The organism is Streptomyces sp. NPDC005898 (genome assembly GCF_040629635.1).
Classification (GTDB): domain Bacteria; phylum Actinomycetota; class Actinomycetes; order Streptomycetales; family Streptomycetaceae; genus Streptomyces.
In genome coordinates this window covers 73796-92516 of sequence record NZ_JBEXWC010000012.1, presented here as the reverse complement: position 1 = coordinate 92516, position 18721 = coordinate 73796, and the positions used below count along the sequence as shown (strand labels likewise).

The window sequence follows — 18721 nt, the reverse complement described above, 5'->3', positions numbered from 1 at the left end:
GAGAGCTGTCCTCTTGCGCGGAACTGCGGTAGATGCCGGGGCCCACTGCGAGGGCGCCACGGCCGCCATACGGTCGCGCCAGCCCTGCGTCAGGCAGAGTTGGTTCGATCAGGTGACCTTTACAGGTCCCTTTATCGTACAGGCAAAGGCCTCATCTGCCCCTGTGATCGCAGCCGATGAGACCCCCGCCACCTACGATTGGTGTTTTTCTCCGTCGTTTCCCAGCCAACTGGCGAGCTTTCCGCCGTGGCCGACCGCGCGCAGCCGCCGCTCGGCCGCGTCCCGCACCGGGTCCGTCGCCACCACGAGCAGCTCGTCGCCGCGCCGCAGCACGGTCGTGGGCAGCGGCACAAACGATTCACCTTCCCGCACGATCAGCGTCACGGCCGATCCGGCGGGCAGGCGCAGCTCGGCCACCTCGACGCCGTGCATCCGCGAGCCCTCGGGGATGCCCACCGACAGCAGATGGCCCTGGAGCCGCTCCAGCGGCGCGGACTCGATGCCGAGGTCGGCGGCCTCCGGGGAGCCGCCGATGTGCAGCAGCTTGGCCAGCCAGGGCAGCGTGGGCCCCTGGACGAGGGTGTAGACGACGACGAGCACGAAGACGATGTTGAAGATCCGCTGACTGTCCTCGACGCCGCTCACCATCGGGATCGTGGCCAGGATGATGGGCACGGCGCCGCGCAGCCCGGCCCAGGACAGCAGCGCCTTCTCCTGCCAGGGCATGCGGAACGGCAGGAGGCTCAGCACGACCTCCAGGGGGCGCGCGACCATCGTCAGGACCAGGCCGATGACGATGGCCTGCCAGGTGTCGTCGAGCAGCTCGTGCGGGGTGACCAGCAGGCCGAGCAGGACGAACATGCCGATCTGGGCGAGCCAGCCGAGCCCCTCGGCGAAGCCGCGGGTGGCGGGCCAGTGGGGCAGCCTGGCGTTGCCGAGGACCATCGCGGCGAGGTAGACGGCGAGGAAGCCGCTGCCGTGCGCCATGGCGCCGGCGGCGTAGGCGGCGACGGCGATGGCCATGACGGCGATGGGGTAGAGGCCGGAGGCGGGCAGCGCCACGTGCCGCAGGCCGTAGGCGCCGAGCCAGCCGACCGCGATGCCGATCGTGGCGCCGATCGCCAGCTCCAGGGCGATCTTGCCGACCAGCAGGTACCAGTCGTCCACCGGGCCCGCCGTGGAGAACGCCACGACGAGGATCACCACGGGGGCGTCGTTGAACCCCGACTCGGCCTCCAGGACGCCCGTGATGCGCGAGGGGAGCGGCACCTTCCGCAGCACCGAGAAGACCGCCGCCGCGTCCGTCGAGGAGACGACCGCGCCGATGATCAGCGCGGGCCGCCATTCCAGCCCCACCAGGTAGTGCGCGCCGGCCGCCGTGACGCCCACGCTCACCGCGACCCCGAGGGTCGACAGCACGGCCGCGGCGGGCAGGGCGGGCCTGATCTCTTTCCACTTCGTGCCGAGGCCGCCCTCGGCGAGGATCACGACCAGGGCGGCATAGCCGATGACCTGGGTCAGCTCGGCGTTGTCGAAGTGGACGTCGCCGATGCCGTCCTGGCCCATGACGACGCCGATGCCGAGGTAGAGGAGCAGGCTGGGGAGCCCGCTGCGGGACGAGACGCGGACCGCCGCCACCGCGACGAGCAGGACGAGCGAGGAGACGAGCAGGAGCTGGTTGAGGTGGTGGACAGTCAGGGGCCGTTCCTTCCTCCGTGCGCGCACAAGCACTTCTTGCGAGCCAAGTACTTCGTTACCTTACCTAATTGTTAACGCCTTCTTGATGCTCTCGAACGCGCATACGATCTTCTGGGGTCCGGTTCCTGACTCCGCGTCCGGAGTCACAACGCCCTGCGCCTATGGTTGCTCCAGCGCTCCCAGAGCCGCCCATTCGACAGCACAGCCCGCCCTGCCGCTCGCGTAAGGACAGCAAGGACAGCGATGCCCTCCAACACCACCGCCTCTTCCGGTCATAAGTCCGGCAAGAAGAAGGGGCGCCGAGCCCGACTCGTCGTGATCGTCCTGGTCCTGGCCATCGTCGGAGGCATCGGCTTCGGCGCGTACTGGAGCATCAGCGCCGTGCGCTCCTCCTTCCCGCAGACCAAGGGAACGATCAAGCTCGACGGCCTCTCCGGCAACGTCGAGGTGAAGCGCGACGGGAACGGAATCCCGCAGATCTACGCCGAGTCCGACGCCGACCTGTTCATGGCACAGGGCTTCGTCCAGGCGCAGGACCGCTTCTGGGAGATGGACGTCCGCCGTCATATGACCTCCGGGCGGCTCTCCGAGATGTTCGGCAAGAGCCAGGTCAAGAACGATGAGTTCCTGCGCACGCTCGGCTGGCACCGGGTGGCGAAGAAGGAGTACGACTCCAAGCTCTCCCCGGAGACGAAGAAGTACCTCCAGGCCTACGCCAAGGGAGTCAACGCCTACCTCGACGGCAAGGACGGCAAGGACATCTCCGTCGAGTACGCGGCGCTCGGCTTCACCAACGACTACGAGCCGCAGAAGTGGACCCCGGTCGACTCCGTGGCCTGGCTCAAGGCCATGGCCTGGGACCTGCGCGGCAACATGCAGGACGAGATCGACCGCTCCTTGATGACGAGCCGCCTCGGCCCCTCGCAGATCAAGGACCTGTACCCGGAGTACCCGTACAAGCGGAACAAGCCGATCGTGCGGGAAGGCGCGTACGACGGCCTCGGCAAGAAGTACGACCCCAAGGGCACGGGCACGCAGTCCGGCACCGGGGGGACCGGTACGGGCACGGGCACGGGCGCCGGGGCCGGCGGGACCGGCACGGGGACCGGCGCCGGCGGCGCCGCGGGCTCTGGCGGCGGCACGGCGGGCTCCGGCCTCGCCGGTGGCGCCCAGAGTCCCGACGGCCTCCAGTCGCAGCTCTCGGGCCTCTCCGACGCCCTGGACGGGGTCCCCGCGATCCTCGGCCCGAACGGCAACGGCATCGGCTCGAACTCCTGGGTCGTCGCCGGCGAGCACACGATCACCGGCAAACCGCTCCTGGCGAACGACCCGCATCTGGCGCCGCAGCTGCCCTCCGTCTGGTACCAGATGGGCCTGCACTGCCGTTCGGTCTCGGACAAGTGCCGCTACGACGTCTCGGGCTACACCTTCTCCGGCATGCCCGGCGTGGTCATCGGCCACAACCAGGACATCGCCTGGGGCATGACGAACCTCGGCGCCGACGTCACGGACCTGTACCTGGAGAAGTTCACCGGGGACGGGTACCAGTACGGCGACAAGGTGGTGCCGTTCACCACGCGCGACGAGACCATCAAGGTCGCCGGCGGCAAGGACAAGACCATCAGGGTCCGCGAGACCAACAACGGCCCGCTCATCTCCGACCGCGACGACGAGCTGGTCAAGGTCGGCAAGAAGGCAGGCGTCGACAGCGCCGCCCCCGACCGGGGCGACGGCTACGGAGTGGCGCTGCGCTGGACCGCGCTGACCCCCGGCCGTTCCATGGACGCCGTCTTCGAGCTCAACCGGGCGACGGACTTCAAGGAGTTCCGCAAGGCGGCCGCCTCCTTCGAGGTGCCCTCGCAGAACCTGATCTACGCCGACACCAAGGGCAACATCGGCTACCAGGCGCCCGGCAAGATCCCCACCCGCGGCAAGGGCGACGGCTCGCTCCCCGCGCCCGGCTGGGACCCCGCGTACCGCTGGGACGGCTACATCCCGCAGGGCGCGCTGCCCTACGAGTACAACCCCGAGCGCGGCTACATCGTCACCGCCAACCAGGCCGTGATCGACGACGGCGACAAGGCGAAGTACCCGTACAAGCTCACCTCGGACTGGGGCTACGGAGCGCGCAGCCAGCGGATCGACGACCTCATCCAGTCGAAGATCAAGAACGGCGGCAAGATCTCCACCGAGGACATGCGCCTCATGCAGATGGACAACAGCAGCGAGATCGCCAAGCTGCTGGTGCCCAAGCTGCTGAAGATCGACGTCAAGGACAAGTACGTCCGCGAGGCGCAGAAGCTCCTGGAGGGCTGGGACTACACCCAGGACGCCGACTCGGCGGCGGCGGCGTACTTCAACTCGGTCTGGCGCAACATCCTCAGGCTCGCCTTCGGCAACAAGCTCCCCAAGGAGCTGCGCGTCAAGGGCCAGTGCCTGAACGTCGAACCGGCCGGCAACACCGGCCCGGCCGACGAGGGCAAGAAGGTGCGCGAGTGCGGTGAGCGGGACGCGGACTCGGCGCAGCCGGACGGCGGCGACCGCTACTACGAGGTGATCCGCAAGATCATCGACGACCGGACCAACGACTGGTGGAAGACGCCGGCGACCCGCACCGACCGGGCGACCAAGACCCGCGACGGCCTGTTCGCGAGGGCCCTGGAGGACGCGCGCTGGGACCTGACGGCCAAGCTCGGCAAGGACGTCGACAGCTGGAGCTGGGGCCGTCTGCACCGCCTCACGCTGAAGAACCAGACGCTCGGCACCGAAGGCCCCGGCTGGCTGCAGTTCGTGCTCAACCGCGGGCCGTGGAACCTCGGCGGCGGTGAGGCCGCGGTGAACGCCACCGGCTGGAACGCGGCGGGCGGCTACGGCGTGGTCTGGGTGCCGTCGATGCGCATGGTGGTGAACCTCAAGGACCTCGACAAGTCCAAGTGGATCAACCTCACCGGTGCCTCGGGGCACGCGTACAACGCGCACTACACCGACCAGACCGACAAGTGGGCCAAGGGCGAACTGCTGCCGTGGGCCTACACCGACAAGGCGGTCGAGAAGAGTACGAGCGACAAGCTGGTCCTGCGCCCCTGACCGGGACCGGCACCCGCTGAAAGGGCCCTCCACGCGCGCGTGGAGGGCCCTTTCGCGTGGCGCGCGGCCCTACGCGGGCTCAGCGGAAGCGATGCGCCCCGGAGGGTCAGCGGAAGCGATGCACCCCGGAGGGCGTCACGGCGGCGCGTACCGGGTGGTCGTGGGCCTCGGCCGGGACGTGCGCGAGCACTTCGGAGTCGTACAGGAGCACCACGAGCGCGGGATCGGCGCCCGCGCGCTCCAGCCGGGCCAGGACGCGGTCGTAGGACCCGCCGCCCCGCCCGAGCCGCGTCCCGTGTCCGTCCACCGCGAGCCCCGGCAGCAGGACGGCGTCCGCCTCCAGGACGGCCGCCGGGCCGAGGCGGGCCCCGGCGGGTTCGAGCAGCTCGATCCTGCCCTGGTGCCGCACGCGCACGAGGGAGCCCTCGCCGTCGTACGCGGCCCAGTCCAGGTCGTTGTCCGCGAGCAGCACGGGCAGCAGGACCCGCGTCCCGCGCGCGTGCAGGGCGTCGAGCAGCACGCGCGTGCCGGGCTCACCGCCCACGGAGACATACGCCGCGACCGTGTCCGCCCCCGCCAGCTCGGTCAGCTCCAGCGCGCGCTGTGCGAGCGCCACCGCCGCCTTTCGTACGTCATCCCCCGTCAACCCGCTTCTCACCGTGAGGAGGCCTCGCCGCAACGTCCGCTTGGTTGGCTGGCCGCAGGCCTCGGGTCCGCTCATGGAACACTCACAAATCCTTCCTGATGACGCATATGCCATCGAATTATCTGGACTCACAGATTCCGCACATAACCACCGGATATGGTGGGCCGCATGACTGAGTCTCACCCCCCCCGCCCCCGGATCACCAAGGCGGTCATCCCGGCGGCCGGCCTGGGCACGCGCTTCCTGCCCGCCACCAAGGCGACGCCCAAGGAGATGCTGCCGGTCGTCGACAAGCCGGCGATCCAGTACGTGGTCGAGGAGGCCGTGTCCGCGGGACTCGACGACGTCCTCATGATCACGGGCCGCAACAAGCGCCCCCTGGAGGACCACTTCGACCGCAACTACGAACTGGAGTCGGCCCTCCTGAAGAAGGGCGACGAGGCGCGGCTGGCCAAGGTCCAGGAGTCCAGCGACCTCGCGACGATGCACTACGTCCGCCAGGGCGACCCCAGGGGACTCGGTCACGCCGTCCTGTGCGCGGCCCCGCACGTCGGCCGCGAGCCGTTCGCCGTCCTCCTCGGCGACGACCTCATCGACCCGCGCGACCCCCTGCTCGCCCGCATGGTCGAGGTCCAGGAGCGGCGCGGCGGCAGCGTCATCGCGCTCATGGAGGTGGCCCCGGAGCAGATCCACCTCTACGGCTGCGCCGCCGTCGAGGCCACCGAGGACGGCGACGTCGTCAAGGTCACCGACCTGGTCGAGAAGCCCGACACCGCCGACGCGCCCAGCAACTACGCGATCATCGGCCGCTATGTCCTTGACCCCAACATCTTCGACGTACTGCGCAAGACCGAGCCGGGCCGCGGCGGCGAGATCCAGCTCACCGACGCGCTCCAGCAGCTCGCCGCCGACGAGAAGGTGGGCGGCCCGGTGCACGGCGTCGTCTTCCAGGGCCGCCGCTATGACACCGGCGACCGGGGCGACTATCTGCGTGCCATTGTCAGACTCGCGTGCGAACGTGAAGATCTGGGTCCGGAGTTCCAGGCCTGGCTTCGCCGTTACGTCACCGAGGAGATGTAGCACTTTGAGCAGCAGCACGACGACACCGAGCACCGGTCAGGACGCGCTCTGGTCGGTTCAGGAGCATCTGGACGACGTCCTCGCGACCGTCCGCCCGCTCGAACCGATCGAGCTCCAACTCCTCGACGCCCAGGGCTGCGTCCTCGTCGAGGACGTGACGGTGCCCGTCTCGCTGCCGCCCTTCGACAACAGCTCCATGGACGGGTACGCGGTACGGGTCGCCGATGTCGCGGACGCCAGCGAGGAGTTCCCCGCCGTCCTGCACGTCGTCGGCGACGTGGCCGCGGGCCCCGGCGAGCGGCCCACCGTCGGCGCGGGCCAGGCCGCCCGCATCATGACCGGCGCGCCCCTGCCCCCCGGCGCCGAGACCGTCGTGCCCGTGGAGTGGACCGACGGAGGCCTCGGCGAGGGCCCCGTCACCGGGATGCGCGCCCACAGCGCGGCCCCCGAGGGCGCTTTCGGCGAGGTCCGCGTGCACCGCCCCGCCGAGGCACGCGCGCACGTCCGCGCGCGGGGCAGCGACGTCCGGGCGGGCGACCGCGCCCTGGACGCGGGCACGGTGCTCGGCCCGCCGCAGATCGCCCTGCTCGCCGCGATCGGCCGGGGCACGGTGCACGTGCGCCCGCGCCCCCGCGTGGTCGTCATGTCCACCGGCAGCGAACTGGTCCAGCCCGGCGAGTCGCTGGCGGACGGTCAGATCTACGACTCCAACAGCTTCGCCCTCACCGCCGCCGCACGCGACGCGGGAGCCATCGCCTACCGCGTCGGCGCGGTCGCCGACGACGCCGAGACGCTGCGCTCCACCATCGAGGACCAGCTCATCCGCGCCGACCTCGTGGTCACCACGGGCGGCGTGAGCGTGGGCGCGTACGACGTGGTGAAGGAGGCCCTGACCTCCCTGGGCGACCCCGACGAGGAGAGCGGCATCGGGGCGGGCGGCGGCGTGGAGTTCCGCAAGCTGGCCATGCAGCCGGGCAAGCCGCAGGGCTTTGGCACCATCGGCCCCGACCACACCCCCCTGCTCGCCCTGCCGGGCAACCCGGTGTCCTCGTACGTCTCCTTCGAGCTCTTCGTGCGCCCCGCGATCCGCACCCTGATGGGCCTGCCCGAAGTGCACCGGACGGCCACGCGCGCGAAGCTGACCGCCGACAAGGCGCTGCGCTCGCCCGAGGGGCGCCGGCAGTTCCTCCGGGGCAGGTACGACGCGCAGGCGGGCACCGTGCGCCCCGTCGGGGGCTCGGGCTCGCATCTGGTCGCCGCGCTCGCGCAGGCCGACGCGCTGATCGTCGTCCCCGAGGACACCACGTCGGTGGAGCCGGGCACGGACGTCGACGTGGTCCTGCTCGGCTGAGAACACCGTGTGCGCGGTACCGTGTCGCGCACAACAGGCCCGGCGCGCCGCACCGCGCGGGGCCATGACCGGGAGCGCCACAGCACATGACCGCGATTTCCCGGGGGGACACCCCCGGACCCTCCGAGCAGCAGCGACTGACCCACATCGACGAGGCGGGCGCGGCGCGCATGGTCGACGTCTCCGCGAAGGACGTCACCGCCCGCACCGCGCGGGCCAGCGGCCGCGTCCTGGTATCGCCCCGCGTGATCGAGCTTTTGCGGGGCGAGGGAGTGCCCAAGGGCGACGCCCTCGCCACCGCCCGGATCGCGGGCATCATGGGCGCCAAGCGCACCCCCGACCTCATCCCGCTCTGCCACCCGCTGGCCGTCTCCGGGGTGAAGCTCGACCTCTCCGTGGCGGACGACGCCGTCGAGATCCTCGCCACGGTGAGGACGACGGACCGTACGGGCGTCGAGATGGAGGCCCTCACCGCGGTGAGCGTCGCGGCCCTCACCGTGGTCGACATGGTCAAGGCCGTGGACAAGGGCGCCGTCATCACGGACGTGCGCGTGGAGGAGAAGACCGGCGGCAAGTCCGGGGACTGGAGCCGTGCGGGAGCGGGCGCATGAGCGACGGACAGGCACAGACGCCCTACCGGGCACTGGTCGTCACGGCCTCCAACCGCGCCGCCGCCGGCGTCTACGCCGACCGGGGCGGCCCGCTCCTCGTCGAGGGTCTGACCGCGCTCGGCTTCTCGGTCGAGGGCCCCCGGGTCGTGCCCGACGGCGACCCGGTCGAGCAGGCGCTGCGCGCGGGAGTCGCGGCCGGCCACGACGTCATCCTCACCACCGGCGGCACCGGCGTCTCGCCCACCGACCGCACCCCCGAGGCCACCCGCCGAGTCATCGACCACGAGGTGCCGGGCATCCCGGAGGCGATCCGCGCGTACGGCAGGGACAAGGTCCCGACGGCGGTGCTCTCCCGGGGCCTCGCCGGGGTCGCGGGCCGCACGCTCATCGTGAATCTGCCGGGCTCCACGGGCGGGGTGCGCGACGGCCTCGCCGTCCTGGAGCCGCTGCTTCGGCACGCCGTCGACCAGTTGCGCGGCGGCGACCATCCCGGTCCCGCTGGGGGTGCGAGCTGAACAGCCCTTCCTGGCCCGTCGAGCTGACGGACAAAGACATCACGCTCCGTCCGATAAAGATGCGCGACCAGCGCGCCTGGCGCGAGGTCAACCGGCGCAACCGCGACTGGCTGCGCCCCTGGGAGGCGACCATCCCGCCGCCCACGGCCGGCGGTCCGCTCGTGCACCGCCCCACCTACCGCCAGATGGTCCGCCACCTGCGCGCCGAGGCGAGCGCCGGCCGGATGCTGCCGTTCGTCATCGAGTACCAGGGCCGCCTGGTGGGGCAGCTGACGGTCGCGGGCATCACCTGGGGCTCGATGTGCTCGGGCCATGTCGGCTACTGGGTCGACGAGTCCGTGGCCGGCCGCGGGGTCATGCCGACCGCCGTCGCCCTCGCCGTGGACCACTGCTTCCGCTCGGTCGGGCTGCACCGCATCGAGGTCTGCATTCGCCCCGAGAACACGCCGAGCCGGCGGGTCGTGGAGAAACTCGGTTTCCGCGACGAGGGGCTGCGGCCGCGCTATCTCCACATCGACGGGGCCTGGCGCGATCATCTCGTCTTCGCGCTTACCGCCGAGGAGGTGCCGGAGGGGCTGCTGTACCGCTGGTACCAGGCGCGCCCTCGGAACACGGCCTAGCCGAGTCCCCCGGGGAGCCGCCAGGGTCGCCGTCAACAACACAAATGAAATATGTGTTCGAAATTGATCGATGGGGTCATTAATTTTCGTGTGCCGGACTGCCTGTTGATCGCATCAATCACAAAAAAAGTTCGAGATATCAGCCAGATCGTGCGACACACCGGCGCAATTGGCAGATGGCCTCAACGAAACCCCTCTACCGTGTGAGCGTGAGCAGCAGCGGCCTCATCTACGCAGTCATCGTCGGGGCCTGGGCCGCCTACTTGGTGCCGATGTGGCTCCGTAGGCAGGACGAGCTGAACGAAGCCCGTCCGACGGAACGCTTCAGCACCGCCATCCGGCTGCTGTCCGGACGGGCGGCCATGGAGCGCCGATACGCCAAGGACCTGCAAGCCCGCTCGCCCGAAGAAGGGGAGACGCGCGGCGACCCGGACCTCGTCACCGGCTCGGTGGACGTCCGGGCCTTCGCCGCGCCTCCGGAGGGCCGGGCCGAGCCCGAGGCGGACCGGGCGGAGCCTCCCGCGGCACGGGCCGAGCCCCCGGCCCGGCAGCAGGCGCGCCCGGAAACCGACTCCGAGCCCGAGACCGAGCCCGGGCAGCCCCCGCGCACCCGCTCGTCGCCCGCCCGGCGCGCCGCCGCCGCGGATGCCGCCGCGCGCGCCCGGCGCTCCAAGGTGCTCGCGCGCCGCCGGCGTACGACGGTGCTCCTCTTCCTCGCCTTCACGGCCGGCGCGATCGTCGCCGCGGTCGGCGGCCTCGCGTTCCTGTGGGCGCCCGCGGCGCCGGCGGTATTGCTGAGCGCGTACATCGTCTACCTGCGGGGCCAGGAGCGGCGCCGCTTCACGTACACGATGGACCGGCGGCGGGCCGAGGCGGCGGCGCAGCGGCTGCGCGAGCGCCAGCCCCGGCGCGGGGCCGCGAGCGCGGAGCCCGTCATGGCCGAGACGGCGGAAGGACAGGACCCGGGGACGGAGACCGGTCTGTCCGCGCTGGCCGCCGACCGCCGCGCCCTCGTCGAGCAGACCGACCACGCGGAGTGGGTCGACCAGCAGCGCGAGCGGCAGCGCGGGCCCGGCCGCGGCGACAGCTGGGACCCGGTCCCGGTGCCGCTGCCGACGTACGTGACCGCGCCGGTCGCCCCGCGCGCCTCCAGCGGCGTCGACCTCGGCGCCCCCGACGCGTGGAGCTCGGCACGCTCCAGCACGGCCGAGCCGGCCGCCGACGAGCCGAGGCGGCCCGCCGGGGCCGCGGCCACCGGAGCCGCCGCCGAGACCGACGGCGTCGAGGGCGCGGAGACCGGCGGCGGGCGCAGCGACAAGCGCCGGGCCGCGTCCGCGCGACGGGCCCGCGAGCGGGGCCGTACGCCGCTGTTCGACCAGTACGAGGACGGCGACCGGCCCCGTGCCGCCAACGAGTGAGACGCCGTGACGTCCGCCCGGGCTGACCAGCCAGGACCGGATTTCCGAGCACCCCGATCGGGATGCTAGAGTTTCACTCGTTGCAAGGGCCTGTGGCGCAGTCTGGTAGCGCACCTCGTTCGCATCGAGGGGGTCTGGGGTTCAAATCCCCACAGGTCCACTGCACATGAGATCCCGTCCAGTTCATCGAACTGGACGGGATCTTTGCGTTGCCCCGAGGTCTAGAGCGCCTTCACGTAGCAGCGGCTCAAGTCGTCGAAGCGGTAGTGGCCGAACTTGGTGGGGGCCGGGGTGTAGCCGCTGGAGGTGTAGAGCGCTATCGCCTCCGGCTGCTTCGTGCCGGTCTCCAGGACCATGCGGGTGCGGCCCGCCGCCCTCGCGTCGTTCTCCAGGGCCGCCAGGATGCGGCGGGCCAGGCCGAGGCCGCGTGCCTGGGGTGTGACGTACATCCTCTTCAGCTCGGCGTCGCCGACGTCGTAGCCCTCGCCGGTCGCGTCCATCGCGCGCCAGCCGCCGGTGGCCAGTGGGGTGCCCCCGTCGTCGTAGGCGATGAGGTACAGGCCGCGGGGCGGCTCGAACATCGTCGGGTCGAGGTGGGTGACGTCGCCGCCGTCGCCGTACCGCTGGGCGTATTCGAGCTGGACGCGGTCGTTCAGCTCGATCGCGTGGGGGTGCGCGAACGTGACCGTGCGCAGGTGGACGGCGGAGGCGGCCGGGGCCGCGTTCTGGATAGTCATTCGAGGCATCGTACTTCTATGCGGTGGCGGATGGGCGGTGAGTGGGTCGGGGGTGGTTTCCGCTCCAGTGTGCCCGGGGGTGCACGGGGTGCGGGAGGGCCGCCGTACGGGCGAAGTTCCCGTGCGTTCGGGTTGGTCACCGGCGGCAGGGTGTGCGCGGAGGTGAGGCCCGGACAGTCACCCCCGGGCGCCGAACACTTCTCCGGGCCGGGCGCCCGCCGTGTGGGAGCCTGTTCCCTGGCCCGCGGAGGAAGCGGCCAAGGAAGAGTGGGCGAGTGTTGTGCTGACAGTGACCTCAGTGAATGTGAACGGGCTGCGGGCCGCCGCCAAGAAGGGCTTCGTGGAGTGGCTCGGCGGGACCACGGCCGACGTGCTGTGCCTGCAGGAGGTGCGCGCCGAGCCGCAGCAGCTGCCGGACGAGGTCCGCGTGCCCGAGGGGTGGCACGTCGTGCACGCGCCCGCGGCCGCCAAGGGGCGCGCCGGTGTCTCCCTCTACACGCGCCGCGAGCCGGACCGGGTGCGGGTCGGCTTCGGGTCGGCGGAGTTCGACGGCGCCGGGCGGTACGTGGAGGCCGATCTGCCGGGTGTCACGGTCGCCAGCCTGTATCTGCCCTCGGGTGAGGTCGGCACCGAGCGGCAGGACGAGAAGACGCGGTTCATGGCGGAGTTCCGGGTGTACCTGACGGGGCTCAGGGAGCGGGCCGCCGCCGAGGGGCGGCACGTCCTCGTGTGCGGCGACTGGAACATCGCCCACCAGGAGGCCGACCTCAAGAACTGGAAGGGCAACAAGAAGAACTCCGGCTTCCTGCCCGAGGAGCGCGCCTGGATGAGCGACGTCTTCGAGGAGTACGCGGACGTCGTGCGGGCCCAGCACCCTGGTGTGGAGGGGCCCTACTCGTGGTGGTCCTACCGCGGGCGCGCCTTCGACAACGACACCGGTTGGCGCATCGACTACCACGTCGCGACGCCCGGCCTCGCCGAGCGCGCCGTGAAGGCGTACGTGGAGCGGGCCGCGACCCACGGCGAGCGCTGGAGCGACCACGCGCCCGTCACGGTGGTCTACGACCTCTAGCCGGTCGGGTCCGCGCGCCTTCCCCCTTCGCGGCCCTGCCCCTGCCTCCCCCCCCCCGAAGCCGCCACGCGAGTGGTCCGGCCCCGGACACGGGGACAAAGTCCGGCGGAACGCTGTCGCCGGCCCGGCCGGCATGGCAGATTGCGGTCCCGAGTGCGACCAACTGCCGCTGTGACGGGGGGACTTCGTGGCCGTTCTGCCTTCGAGACGTGCCGTGGTGCTGGGCGCCGCGGGTGCCGGGGCCGCGGCGGTGCTGCCCGCCGCCGGGGCGCATGGGGCGGGCGGCCGGACGCCGCACGTGCTGGTGACCGAGCAGGCGAGCAGGCGGCTGCTCGTCCTCGACGCCCGGCGGCGCGTGTGGGATCCCACCGCCGACCCGTCCGTCGTGCGCTGGCAGTTCTCGCCGCTGGGCGACCCGCGTTACCGGGACCTGGGCCCGGACGACAGCTGGGTGTACCCGAGCGAGGCGAAGGTGCGGCTGCACCGCAAGCGGCGGTACGTCCTGACGACGGCGTCGTTCGGCTTCGTGGCCGTCGTGGAGCACCCGACGGGCCGCCGGTACTGGGGCGCGGCGCTCGGGCCCGGTGACGACCTGCTCAACCCGCACAGCGCCGAGATCCTGCCCGACGGCAATGTGGCGGTCGCGTGCAGCACGGGCGCCTGCGTACGGCTGTACGCGGCCTCGCAGGGCCCGCGCGCCACCTGGCACACCCAGGAGCCGCTCAAGGGCGCGCACGGGCTGCACTGGGACGGTGCGCGCCGGCTGCTGTGGGCGCTCGGCGACGACGAGCTGGTGGCGTACGAGGTGGGCGGCACGGCCGCGCGGCCCGCGCTGCGCCGTACGTACGGCATCGCCCTGCCCGTGGGGACGCCCGGCAGGACGCCCGGCGGGCACGACCTCTTCCCGGTGGCGGCGTGGCCGGGGCGGCTGTGGGTGACGACCAACGTGGCCGTCCTCCAGTACGAGATCGACACCGGCGTCTTCGTGCGGGACTACGCGGGGGCCGGGGAGATCTCCCGGAAGTCCGTGAAGGCCGTCGGGGACGACCCGCGCACCGGGCGGGTGGTGACCACCGTGCCGGAGAGTGGCCTGGGGGAGACCTGGTGGACCACGACGGTCTCCCTCCACCGACCGGAGGGCGGCCACCGGCTGGTCGGCGGCGGGATCTACAAGGCCCGCTGGTGGCTGCCGCGCTGAGCCGGGTCCGCCGCCTCAGGTCGGTTTGACGCGGCGGTCCAGGGCCATCGAGAGCTCCGCCTCCACCACGCTCTTGGCCACCGGGCGGAGCAGTTCGATGTCCGTCTCCGCGGCGCCCGGGGTGTGCGTGCGGATGACCGTGATGAACAACTCCGCGAGCGCGTCGGCGTGTTCGCGCACCCGCCGGCCCGCCTCCAGGACCGCCGCGAGGGGAACCCCCTTGCGCACGAGGGTGGACGAGGCGTCGAGCAGGCGGCGGCTGATGTGCACGAGGTCGTCGCCGTCGGTGCCGAGGTAGCCGAGCTCCAGCGCGGCCACGAGGTTCTCCGGGGTGACCTCGCCCGCGAAGTGGTCGGCCAGCTCCTCGGGGGTGAGGCGGACCGGCTGCTCCTCGGTGGGGCCGCCGAGGCCGAGGAGTTCGCCGACGTCGCGGCCCTTGTCGAAGGCGTCGGAGAGTTCGGCGATGCCGTTGAGGGTGTGGCCGCGCTCCAGGAGGGCGGCGATGGTGCGCAGGCGGGCCAGGTGGTGCTCGTCGTACCAGGCGATGCGGCCCTCGCGGCGCGGTGGCGGGATCAGGCCGCGCTCGCGGTAGAAGCGGACGGTGCGCACGGTGATGCCGGCCGCCTCGGCCAGCTCCGCCATGCGGTACTCGCGGACGCCGCCTTCGCCTTCCCGTTGGTCTGCCACGGGGGAAGCCTATGTCGTACCGCCGGTAACTTTCCCCGGCCGACCCCTACCCATGAGTACGTACGGTGTTCTACTCTCCCCATTGCGCCAGTAGTTACTGGCAGAGTCGTGTACTTCGGGAGGCGGCGGCATGGCCGAGCGCGAGCGTGGCCCTGAGCAGGGGCGCGAGCACGAGCACGTACGGGTGGCGGTGATCGGTTCCGGGTTCGGCGGCCTCGGCGCGGCCGTGCGGCTGCGGCGCGAGGGGATCACCGACTTCGTCGTCCTGGAACGGGCCGGCGCGGTGGGCGGCACCTGGCGGGACAACAGCTACCCGGGCTGCGCCTGCGACGTGCCCTCGCACCTGTACTCGTTCTCCTTCGCGCCCCACCCCGACTGGCCGCGCACCTTCTCCGGGCAGGAGCACATCCAGGAGTACCTGGAGCGCGTCACCGACACCTTCGGGCTGCGCCCGCACATCCGCCTCGACACCGAGGTCGAGCTGATGCGCTGGGACGCCGGGCGGCTGCGCTGGGAGATCGAGACCAGCGGGGGCACCCTCACCGCCGACGTCGTCGTCTCGGCCACCGGGCCGCTCTCCGACCCCAAGACGCCGGACATCCCGGGCCTGGCCGCCTTCCCCGGCAAGGTCTTCCACTCCGCCCGCTGGGACCACGGCTACGACCTGCGCGGCAAGCGCGTCGCGATGATCGGCACCGGCGCCTCCGCCATCCAGATCGTGCCCGAGATCCAACCGGCGGTCGGCAGGCTCACCCTCTTCCAGCGCACGCCCCCCTGGGTGATGCCCCGCGCGGACCGCGCCATCAGCGGCGCCGAGCGCTGGCTGCACCGGCAGCTGCCGTTCACCACGCAGGCCCGGCGCGGCCTCCTGTGGGGCATCCGCGAGTTGCAGGTCCAGGCGTTCACCAAGCGGCCGAACGAACTGGGCATCGTGGAGCGGATCGCCAAGCGGAACATGTACCGGGCGATCAAGGACCCGGCGCTGCGGGCCAAGCTGACGCCCGACTACCGCATCGGCTGCAAGCGCATCCTGCTCTCCAACACCTACTATCCGGCGCTCGCGCGACCCAACGTCGACGTCGTCGCCAGTGGTCTGAGCGAGGTGCGCGGCAGCACCCTGGTCGCCGCCGACGGCACCGAGACCGAGGTCGACGCGATCATCTTCGGCACCGGCTTCCACGTGACGGACATGCCGATCGCCGAGCGCGTCGTCGGCGCCGAGGGGCAGACCCTCATGGAGAGCTGGAAGGGCGGCATGAACGCGCTGCGCGGCGCGACCGCGGCCGGCTTCCCCAACTGGATGACGATCATCGGCCCCAACACCGGCCTCGGCAACTCCTCCATGATCCTCATGATCGAGTCGCAGCTGAACTACCTGGCCGACTACCTGCGCCAACTCGACGTCCTCGGAGGCCGCGCCGCGCTCGCCGCCCGCCCCGAGGCGGTGAGCGCCTGGAACCGGCGGGTGCAGGAGCGGATGAAGCGCACCGTGTGGAACACCGGCGGCTGCACGAGCTGGTACCTGGACGCGAACGGCGTCAACACCACCGTCTGGCCCGGCACCACCACCGAGTTCAGGTCGGCGACCCGTCGGGTCGACCTGAACGAGTACGAGGTCCTCAGGGCCCCGGATGCAGCGCCTCACATCCAGGAGAAACCCCGTACGACGGGGGAGACGTCCGGTGCGGCGAAGGTGGAGGCCGGGGCATGAGCCGGCTGACCCGCGCGGCGAGCGGGCCCTACGCGCCGCCGCCCCCGGCCCGCGAGCTGACCGCCGTCTCCGCCGACGGGGCCCCGATCCACGTCGAGACGCACGGGCCGCAGGGCGCGCCCGCCGTGGTGCTCGCGCACGGCTGGACGTGCTCGACGGCCTTCTGGGCCGCGCAGATACGTTCCCTCAGCGCCGACCACCAGGTCATCACGTACGACCAGCGGGGGCACGGGCGCAGTGGCGCGCCCGCCGAGCCCTCCGGGTACAGCACGCGGGCGCTCGCCGACGACCTCGAAGCGGTCCTCGCGGCGACCCTCGCGCCCGGCGAGCGGGCCGTGCTCGTCGGGCACTCCATGGGCGGCATGACGATCATGGCGGCGGGCGGGCGCGAGCTGGTGCGGGAGCACGCGGCCGCGGTCCTGCTGTGCAGCACGGGCAGTTCGAGCCTGGTCGCAGAGTCGCTGGTGGTGCCGTTGCGGGCCGGGCGGGCGCGCACCCGGCTCACCCGGTCCGTGCTCGGCTCGCGGGCGCCGCTCGGGCCGGTCACGCCGCTGAGCAGGCGGCTCCTCAAGTACGGCACCATGGGCCCCGGTTCGGCGCCGGACAAGGTCGACGTGTGCGCGCGGATCGTGCACGCCTGCCCCACCGCCGTGCGTCACGGGTGGTCCCATGTGCTGGCCACGCTCGAACTGGACGTCGAGGTCGCCGCGTTGCGGGCGCCCACCGCCGTCCTCGCCGGTCTGGCCGACCGGCTCACGCCCGTCGTGCACGCCCGGCGGATCGTGGCCGCGCTGCCCGTCTGCGTGGGCCTCACCGAACTGGCCGGGGTCGGCCACATGACGCCCATAGAGGCGCCGGACGCCGTCACCGGGCGCATAAGGGAACTCGTCGGCACGTACGTACAGGTCAAGGAGGGCGCATGAGCAAGGTCAGCCTGGAGGGTCAGGTCGCCGTCGTCACGGGCGCCGCGCGCGGAGTGGGCGAGCTGCTCGCGCGCAAGCTGTCGGCGCGCGGGGCGAAGGTCGCGCTCATGGGCCTGGAGCCGGACGAGCTGAAGCAGGTCGTGGCGCGGCTGCACACCGAGGCCGCGTACTGGCACGCCGACGTCACCGACCACGGGGCGATGGCGCGGGTCGCGCGAGAGGTCAAGGAGCACTTCGGGAAGGTCGACATCGTCGTCGCCAACGCGGGTGTGGCCGGCGGCGGGCCGTTCGTGGAGTCCGACCCCGACGCGTGGCGCCGCGTCATCGAGGTCAACCTCATCGGCAGCGCGGTGACCGGGCGCGCCTTCCTGCCCGTCCTCATGGAGAGCCGCGGCTACCTGCTCCAGATCGCCTCGTTCGCCGCGATCGCGCCGGCGCCGATGATGACGGCGTACTGCGCGTCGAAGTCGGGCGTCGAGGCGTACGCGCACGCGCTGCGGGCGGAGGTCGGCCACAAGGGCGTCAAGGTCGGCGTCGGCTACCTCTCCTGGACGGACACCGACATGGTGCGGGGCGCGGACCAGGACGACGTGATGCGGGAGCTGCGCCAGCGCCTGCCGTGGCCGTCCAACAAGACGTACCCGCTGGGCCCCGCCGTGGACCGCCTGGTCGCCGGGATCGAGCGGCGCTCGGGCCATGTGTACGCGCAGTGGTGGCTGCGGGGCATGCAGGGCATCCGCGGCTATCTGCCGGGCCTGATCGGCACGGTGGGCCAGCGCGAGATGCGCCGCTTCGAACCCCGCCTCGGCGACGTGCCGACCGGCCTCGTCGGCGCGGGCGGCTCGGCGGACGAGCGGGCGCGGGCACAAGCGGGGGCCTGACCCCGGGCCGTATCCGGCGCCCGTATCCGGCGCCCGTATCCGGCGAGTGGATACGACGGGTGGGTCCGACGGGTGGATACAACGGGTGGGCCCGCGCGTCGACGCAGCGCGAGAGAGGCCCGCCCGGCGTCCCGGGGGGCCTCTCGTCTCACGCGCGGGGTGGCGTCAGATGTCCTGGTCGAACGTGTCCTGACGCTCACGCGCGGCGTTCCGGGCCCGCTCCTGGGCCTGCGAGGACCGCTCGGACGCCTCGTCGCGGGTCTGCGTGCCGCGCTCGCGCATGTCGTCGCGGGCCTGCGAGGCGCGCTCGCGTGCCTGGCTCTTGTCGCCCTTGGCGCTCTTGGCCTTGTCGGCGAGGTCCTGAGCCTTGTCCTGGAACTGGTCCTTGATGCCCATGCGATTCACTCCCGTTGTGGGTGAGGGGGTTGGGGCCTCGACCAGATTTACACGGGTGGACACTCCGCGCATTTCGATCAAGTACGCAGC

The 18721-nt window shown here is 72.0% G+C and carries 17 protein-coding genes and 1 tRNA gene; 13 read left to right on the top strand and 5 right to left on the bottom strand.

What is annotated here, in order from left to right; all coding sequences use genetic code 11:
- Positions 1 to 192 precede the first annotated feature (192 nt).
- Entirely contained in the window at positions 193 to 1731 is a 1539-nt protein-coding gene (locus tag ABZ385_RS18310) for a potassium/proton antiporter (protein WP_358583718.1), read from the bottom strand.
- A gap of 210 nt (positions 1732 to 1941) precedes the next feature.
- On the opposite strand from ABZ385_RS18310, the gene ABZ385_RS18305 reads away from it, so the two are divergent.
- The gene (locus ABZ385_RS18305; RefSeq protein ID WP_358912177.1) at positions 1942 to 4785 is read left to right on the top strand and encodes a penicillin acylase family protein; all 2844 of its coding nucleotides are present in this window, start codon (positions 1942 to 1944) and stop codon (positions 4783 to 4785) included.
- Positions 4786 to 4891: 106 nt separating this feature from the next.
- Here ABZ385_RS18305 and ABZ385_RS18300 read toward each other — a convergent pair whose 3' ends face one another.
- Entirely contained in the window at positions 4892 to 5506 is a 615-nt protein-coding gene (locus ABZ385_RS18300; RefSeq protein ID WP_358583714.1) for a 5-formyltetrahydrofolate cyclo-ligase, read from the bottom strand.
- 93 nt (positions 5507 to 5599) lie between these two features.
- Here ABZ385_RS18300 and galU point away from each other — a divergent pair, with 93 nt between their 5' ends.
- The 7 genes from galU to ABZ385_RS18265 all read left to right on the top strand — a co-directional run bounded on the left by galU (position 5600) and on the right by ABZ385_RS18265 (position 11186).
- Positions 5600 to 6511: a UTP--glucose-1-phosphate uridylyltransferase GalU gene (galU, locus tag ABZ385_RS18295; RefSeq protein ID WP_358912175.1), complete on the top strand. Its 912-nt coding sequence runs from the start codon at positions 5600 to 5602 to the stop codon at positions 6509 to 6511.
- A 4-nt stretch (positions 6512 to 6515) separates the two neighbouring features.
- Positions 6516 to 7862, top strand: a complete 1347-nt coding sequence (gene glp, locus ABZ385_RS18290) for a gephyrin-like molybdotransferase Glp (RefSeq protein WP_358583711.1) — start codon at positions 6516 to 6518, stop codon at positions 7860 to 7862.
- Positions 7863 to 7948: 86 nt separating this feature from the next.
- Positions 7949 to 8473, top strand: a complete 525-nt coding sequence (gene moaC, locus ABZ385_RS18285; protein ID WP_358583709.1) for a cyclic pyranopterin monophosphate synthase MoaC — start codon at positions 7949 to 7951, stop codon at positions 8471 to 8473.
- A complete protein-coding gene (locus ABZ385_RS18280; RefSeq protein ID WP_358583707.1) occupies positions 8470 to 8988 on the top strand; it encodes a MogA/MoaB family molybdenum cofactor biosynthesis protein in 519 nt (172 codons plus the stop codon). Before moaC ends, ABZ385_RS18280 begins: the two co-directional genes overlap by 4 nt.
- Positions 8985 to 9608, top strand: coding sequence for a GNAT family protein (locus ABZ385_RS18275; protein ID WP_358912258.1), 624 nt, complete (start codon positions 8985 to 8987; stop codon positions 9606 to 9608). The genes ABZ385_RS18280 and ABZ385_RS18275 overlap by 4 nt, the downstream gene beginning before the upstream one ends.
- A 209-nt stretch (positions 9609 to 9817) precedes the next feature.
- Entirely contained in the window at positions 9818 to 11026 is a 1209-nt protein-coding gene (glpR, locus tag ABZ385_RS18270; protein WP_358912173.1) for a gephyrin-like molybdotransferase receptor GlpR, read from the top strand.
- An 86-nt stretch (positions 11027 to 11112) separates the two neighbouring features.
- Positions 11113 to 11186: transfer RNA gene (locus tag ABZ385_RS18265), tRNA-Ala, on the top strand.
- 61 nt (positions 11187 to 11247) lie between these two features.
- Here the strand turns inward: ABZ385_RS18265 and ABZ385_RS18260 are convergent.
- The gene (locus ABZ385_RS18260; RefSeq protein WP_358579667.1) at positions 11248 to 11763 is read right to left on the bottom strand and encodes a GNAT family N-acetyltransferase; all 516 of its coding nucleotides are present in this window, start codon (positions 11761 to 11763) and stop codon (positions 11248 to 11250) included.
- 280 nt (positions 11764 to 12043) lie between these two features.
- Between ABZ385_RS18260 and ABZ385_RS18255 the strand changes: the two genes are divergently transcribed.
- Positions 12044 to 12835, top strand: a complete 792-nt coding sequence (locus tag ABZ385_RS18255) for an exodeoxyribonuclease III (RefSeq protein ID WP_358912171.1) — start codon at positions 12044 to 12046, stop codon at positions 12833 to 12835.
- A 187-nt stretch (positions 12836 to 13022) separates the two neighbouring features.
- Entirely contained in the window at positions 13023 to 14033 is a 1011-nt protein-coding gene (locus ABZ385_RS18250) for a DUF6528 family protein (protein WP_358912169.1), read from the top strand.
- A 15-nt stretch (positions 14034 to 14048) separates the two neighbouring features.
- Here the strand turns inward: ABZ385_RS18250 and ABZ385_RS18245 are convergent, their stop codons facing one another.
- A complete protein-coding gene (locus tag ABZ385_RS18245) occupies positions 14049 to 14675 on the bottom strand; it encodes a MerR family transcriptional regulator (protein WP_358579675.1) in 627 nt (208 codons plus the stop codon).
- 175 nt (positions 14676 to 14850) lie between these two features.
- On the opposite strand from ABZ385_RS18245, the gene ABZ385_RS18240 reads away from it, so the two are divergent.
- From ABZ385_RS18240 to ABZ385_RS18230, 3 genes are read left to right on the top strand one after another with little or no spacing between them, the layout of a single operon-like run.
- Entirely contained in the window at positions 14851 to 16431 is a 1581-nt protein-coding gene (locus ABZ385_RS18240; RefSeq protein ID WP_358912167.1) for an NAD(P)/FAD-dependent oxidoreductase, read from the top strand.
- Positions 16428 to 17354, top strand: a complete 927-nt coding sequence (locus tag ABZ385_RS18235; protein ID WP_358912166.1) for an alpha/beta hydrolase — start codon at positions 16428 to 16430, stop codon at positions 17352 to 17354. Before ABZ385_RS18240 ends, ABZ385_RS18235 begins: the two co-directional genes overlap by 4 nt.
- Positions 17351 to 18235 (top strand): SDR family oxidoreductase, encoded by an 885-nt coding sequence (locus ABZ385_RS18230; RefSeq protein WP_358912164.1) that lies wholly within the window; start codon positions 17351 to 17353, stop codon positions 18233 to 18235. Before ABZ385_RS18235 ends, ABZ385_RS18230 begins: the two co-directional genes overlap by 4 nt.
- A 165-nt stretch (positions 18236 to 18400) precedes the next feature.
- Here ABZ385_RS18230 and ABZ385_RS18225 read toward each other — a convergent pair whose 3' ends face one another.
- Positions 18401 to 18631: a hypothetical protein gene (locus tag ABZ385_RS18225; protein ID WP_358579652.1), complete on the bottom strand. Its 231-nt coding sequence runs from the start codon at positions 18629 to 18631 to the stop codon at positions 18401 to 18403.
- Positions 18632 to 18721 lie beyond the last annotated feature (90 nt).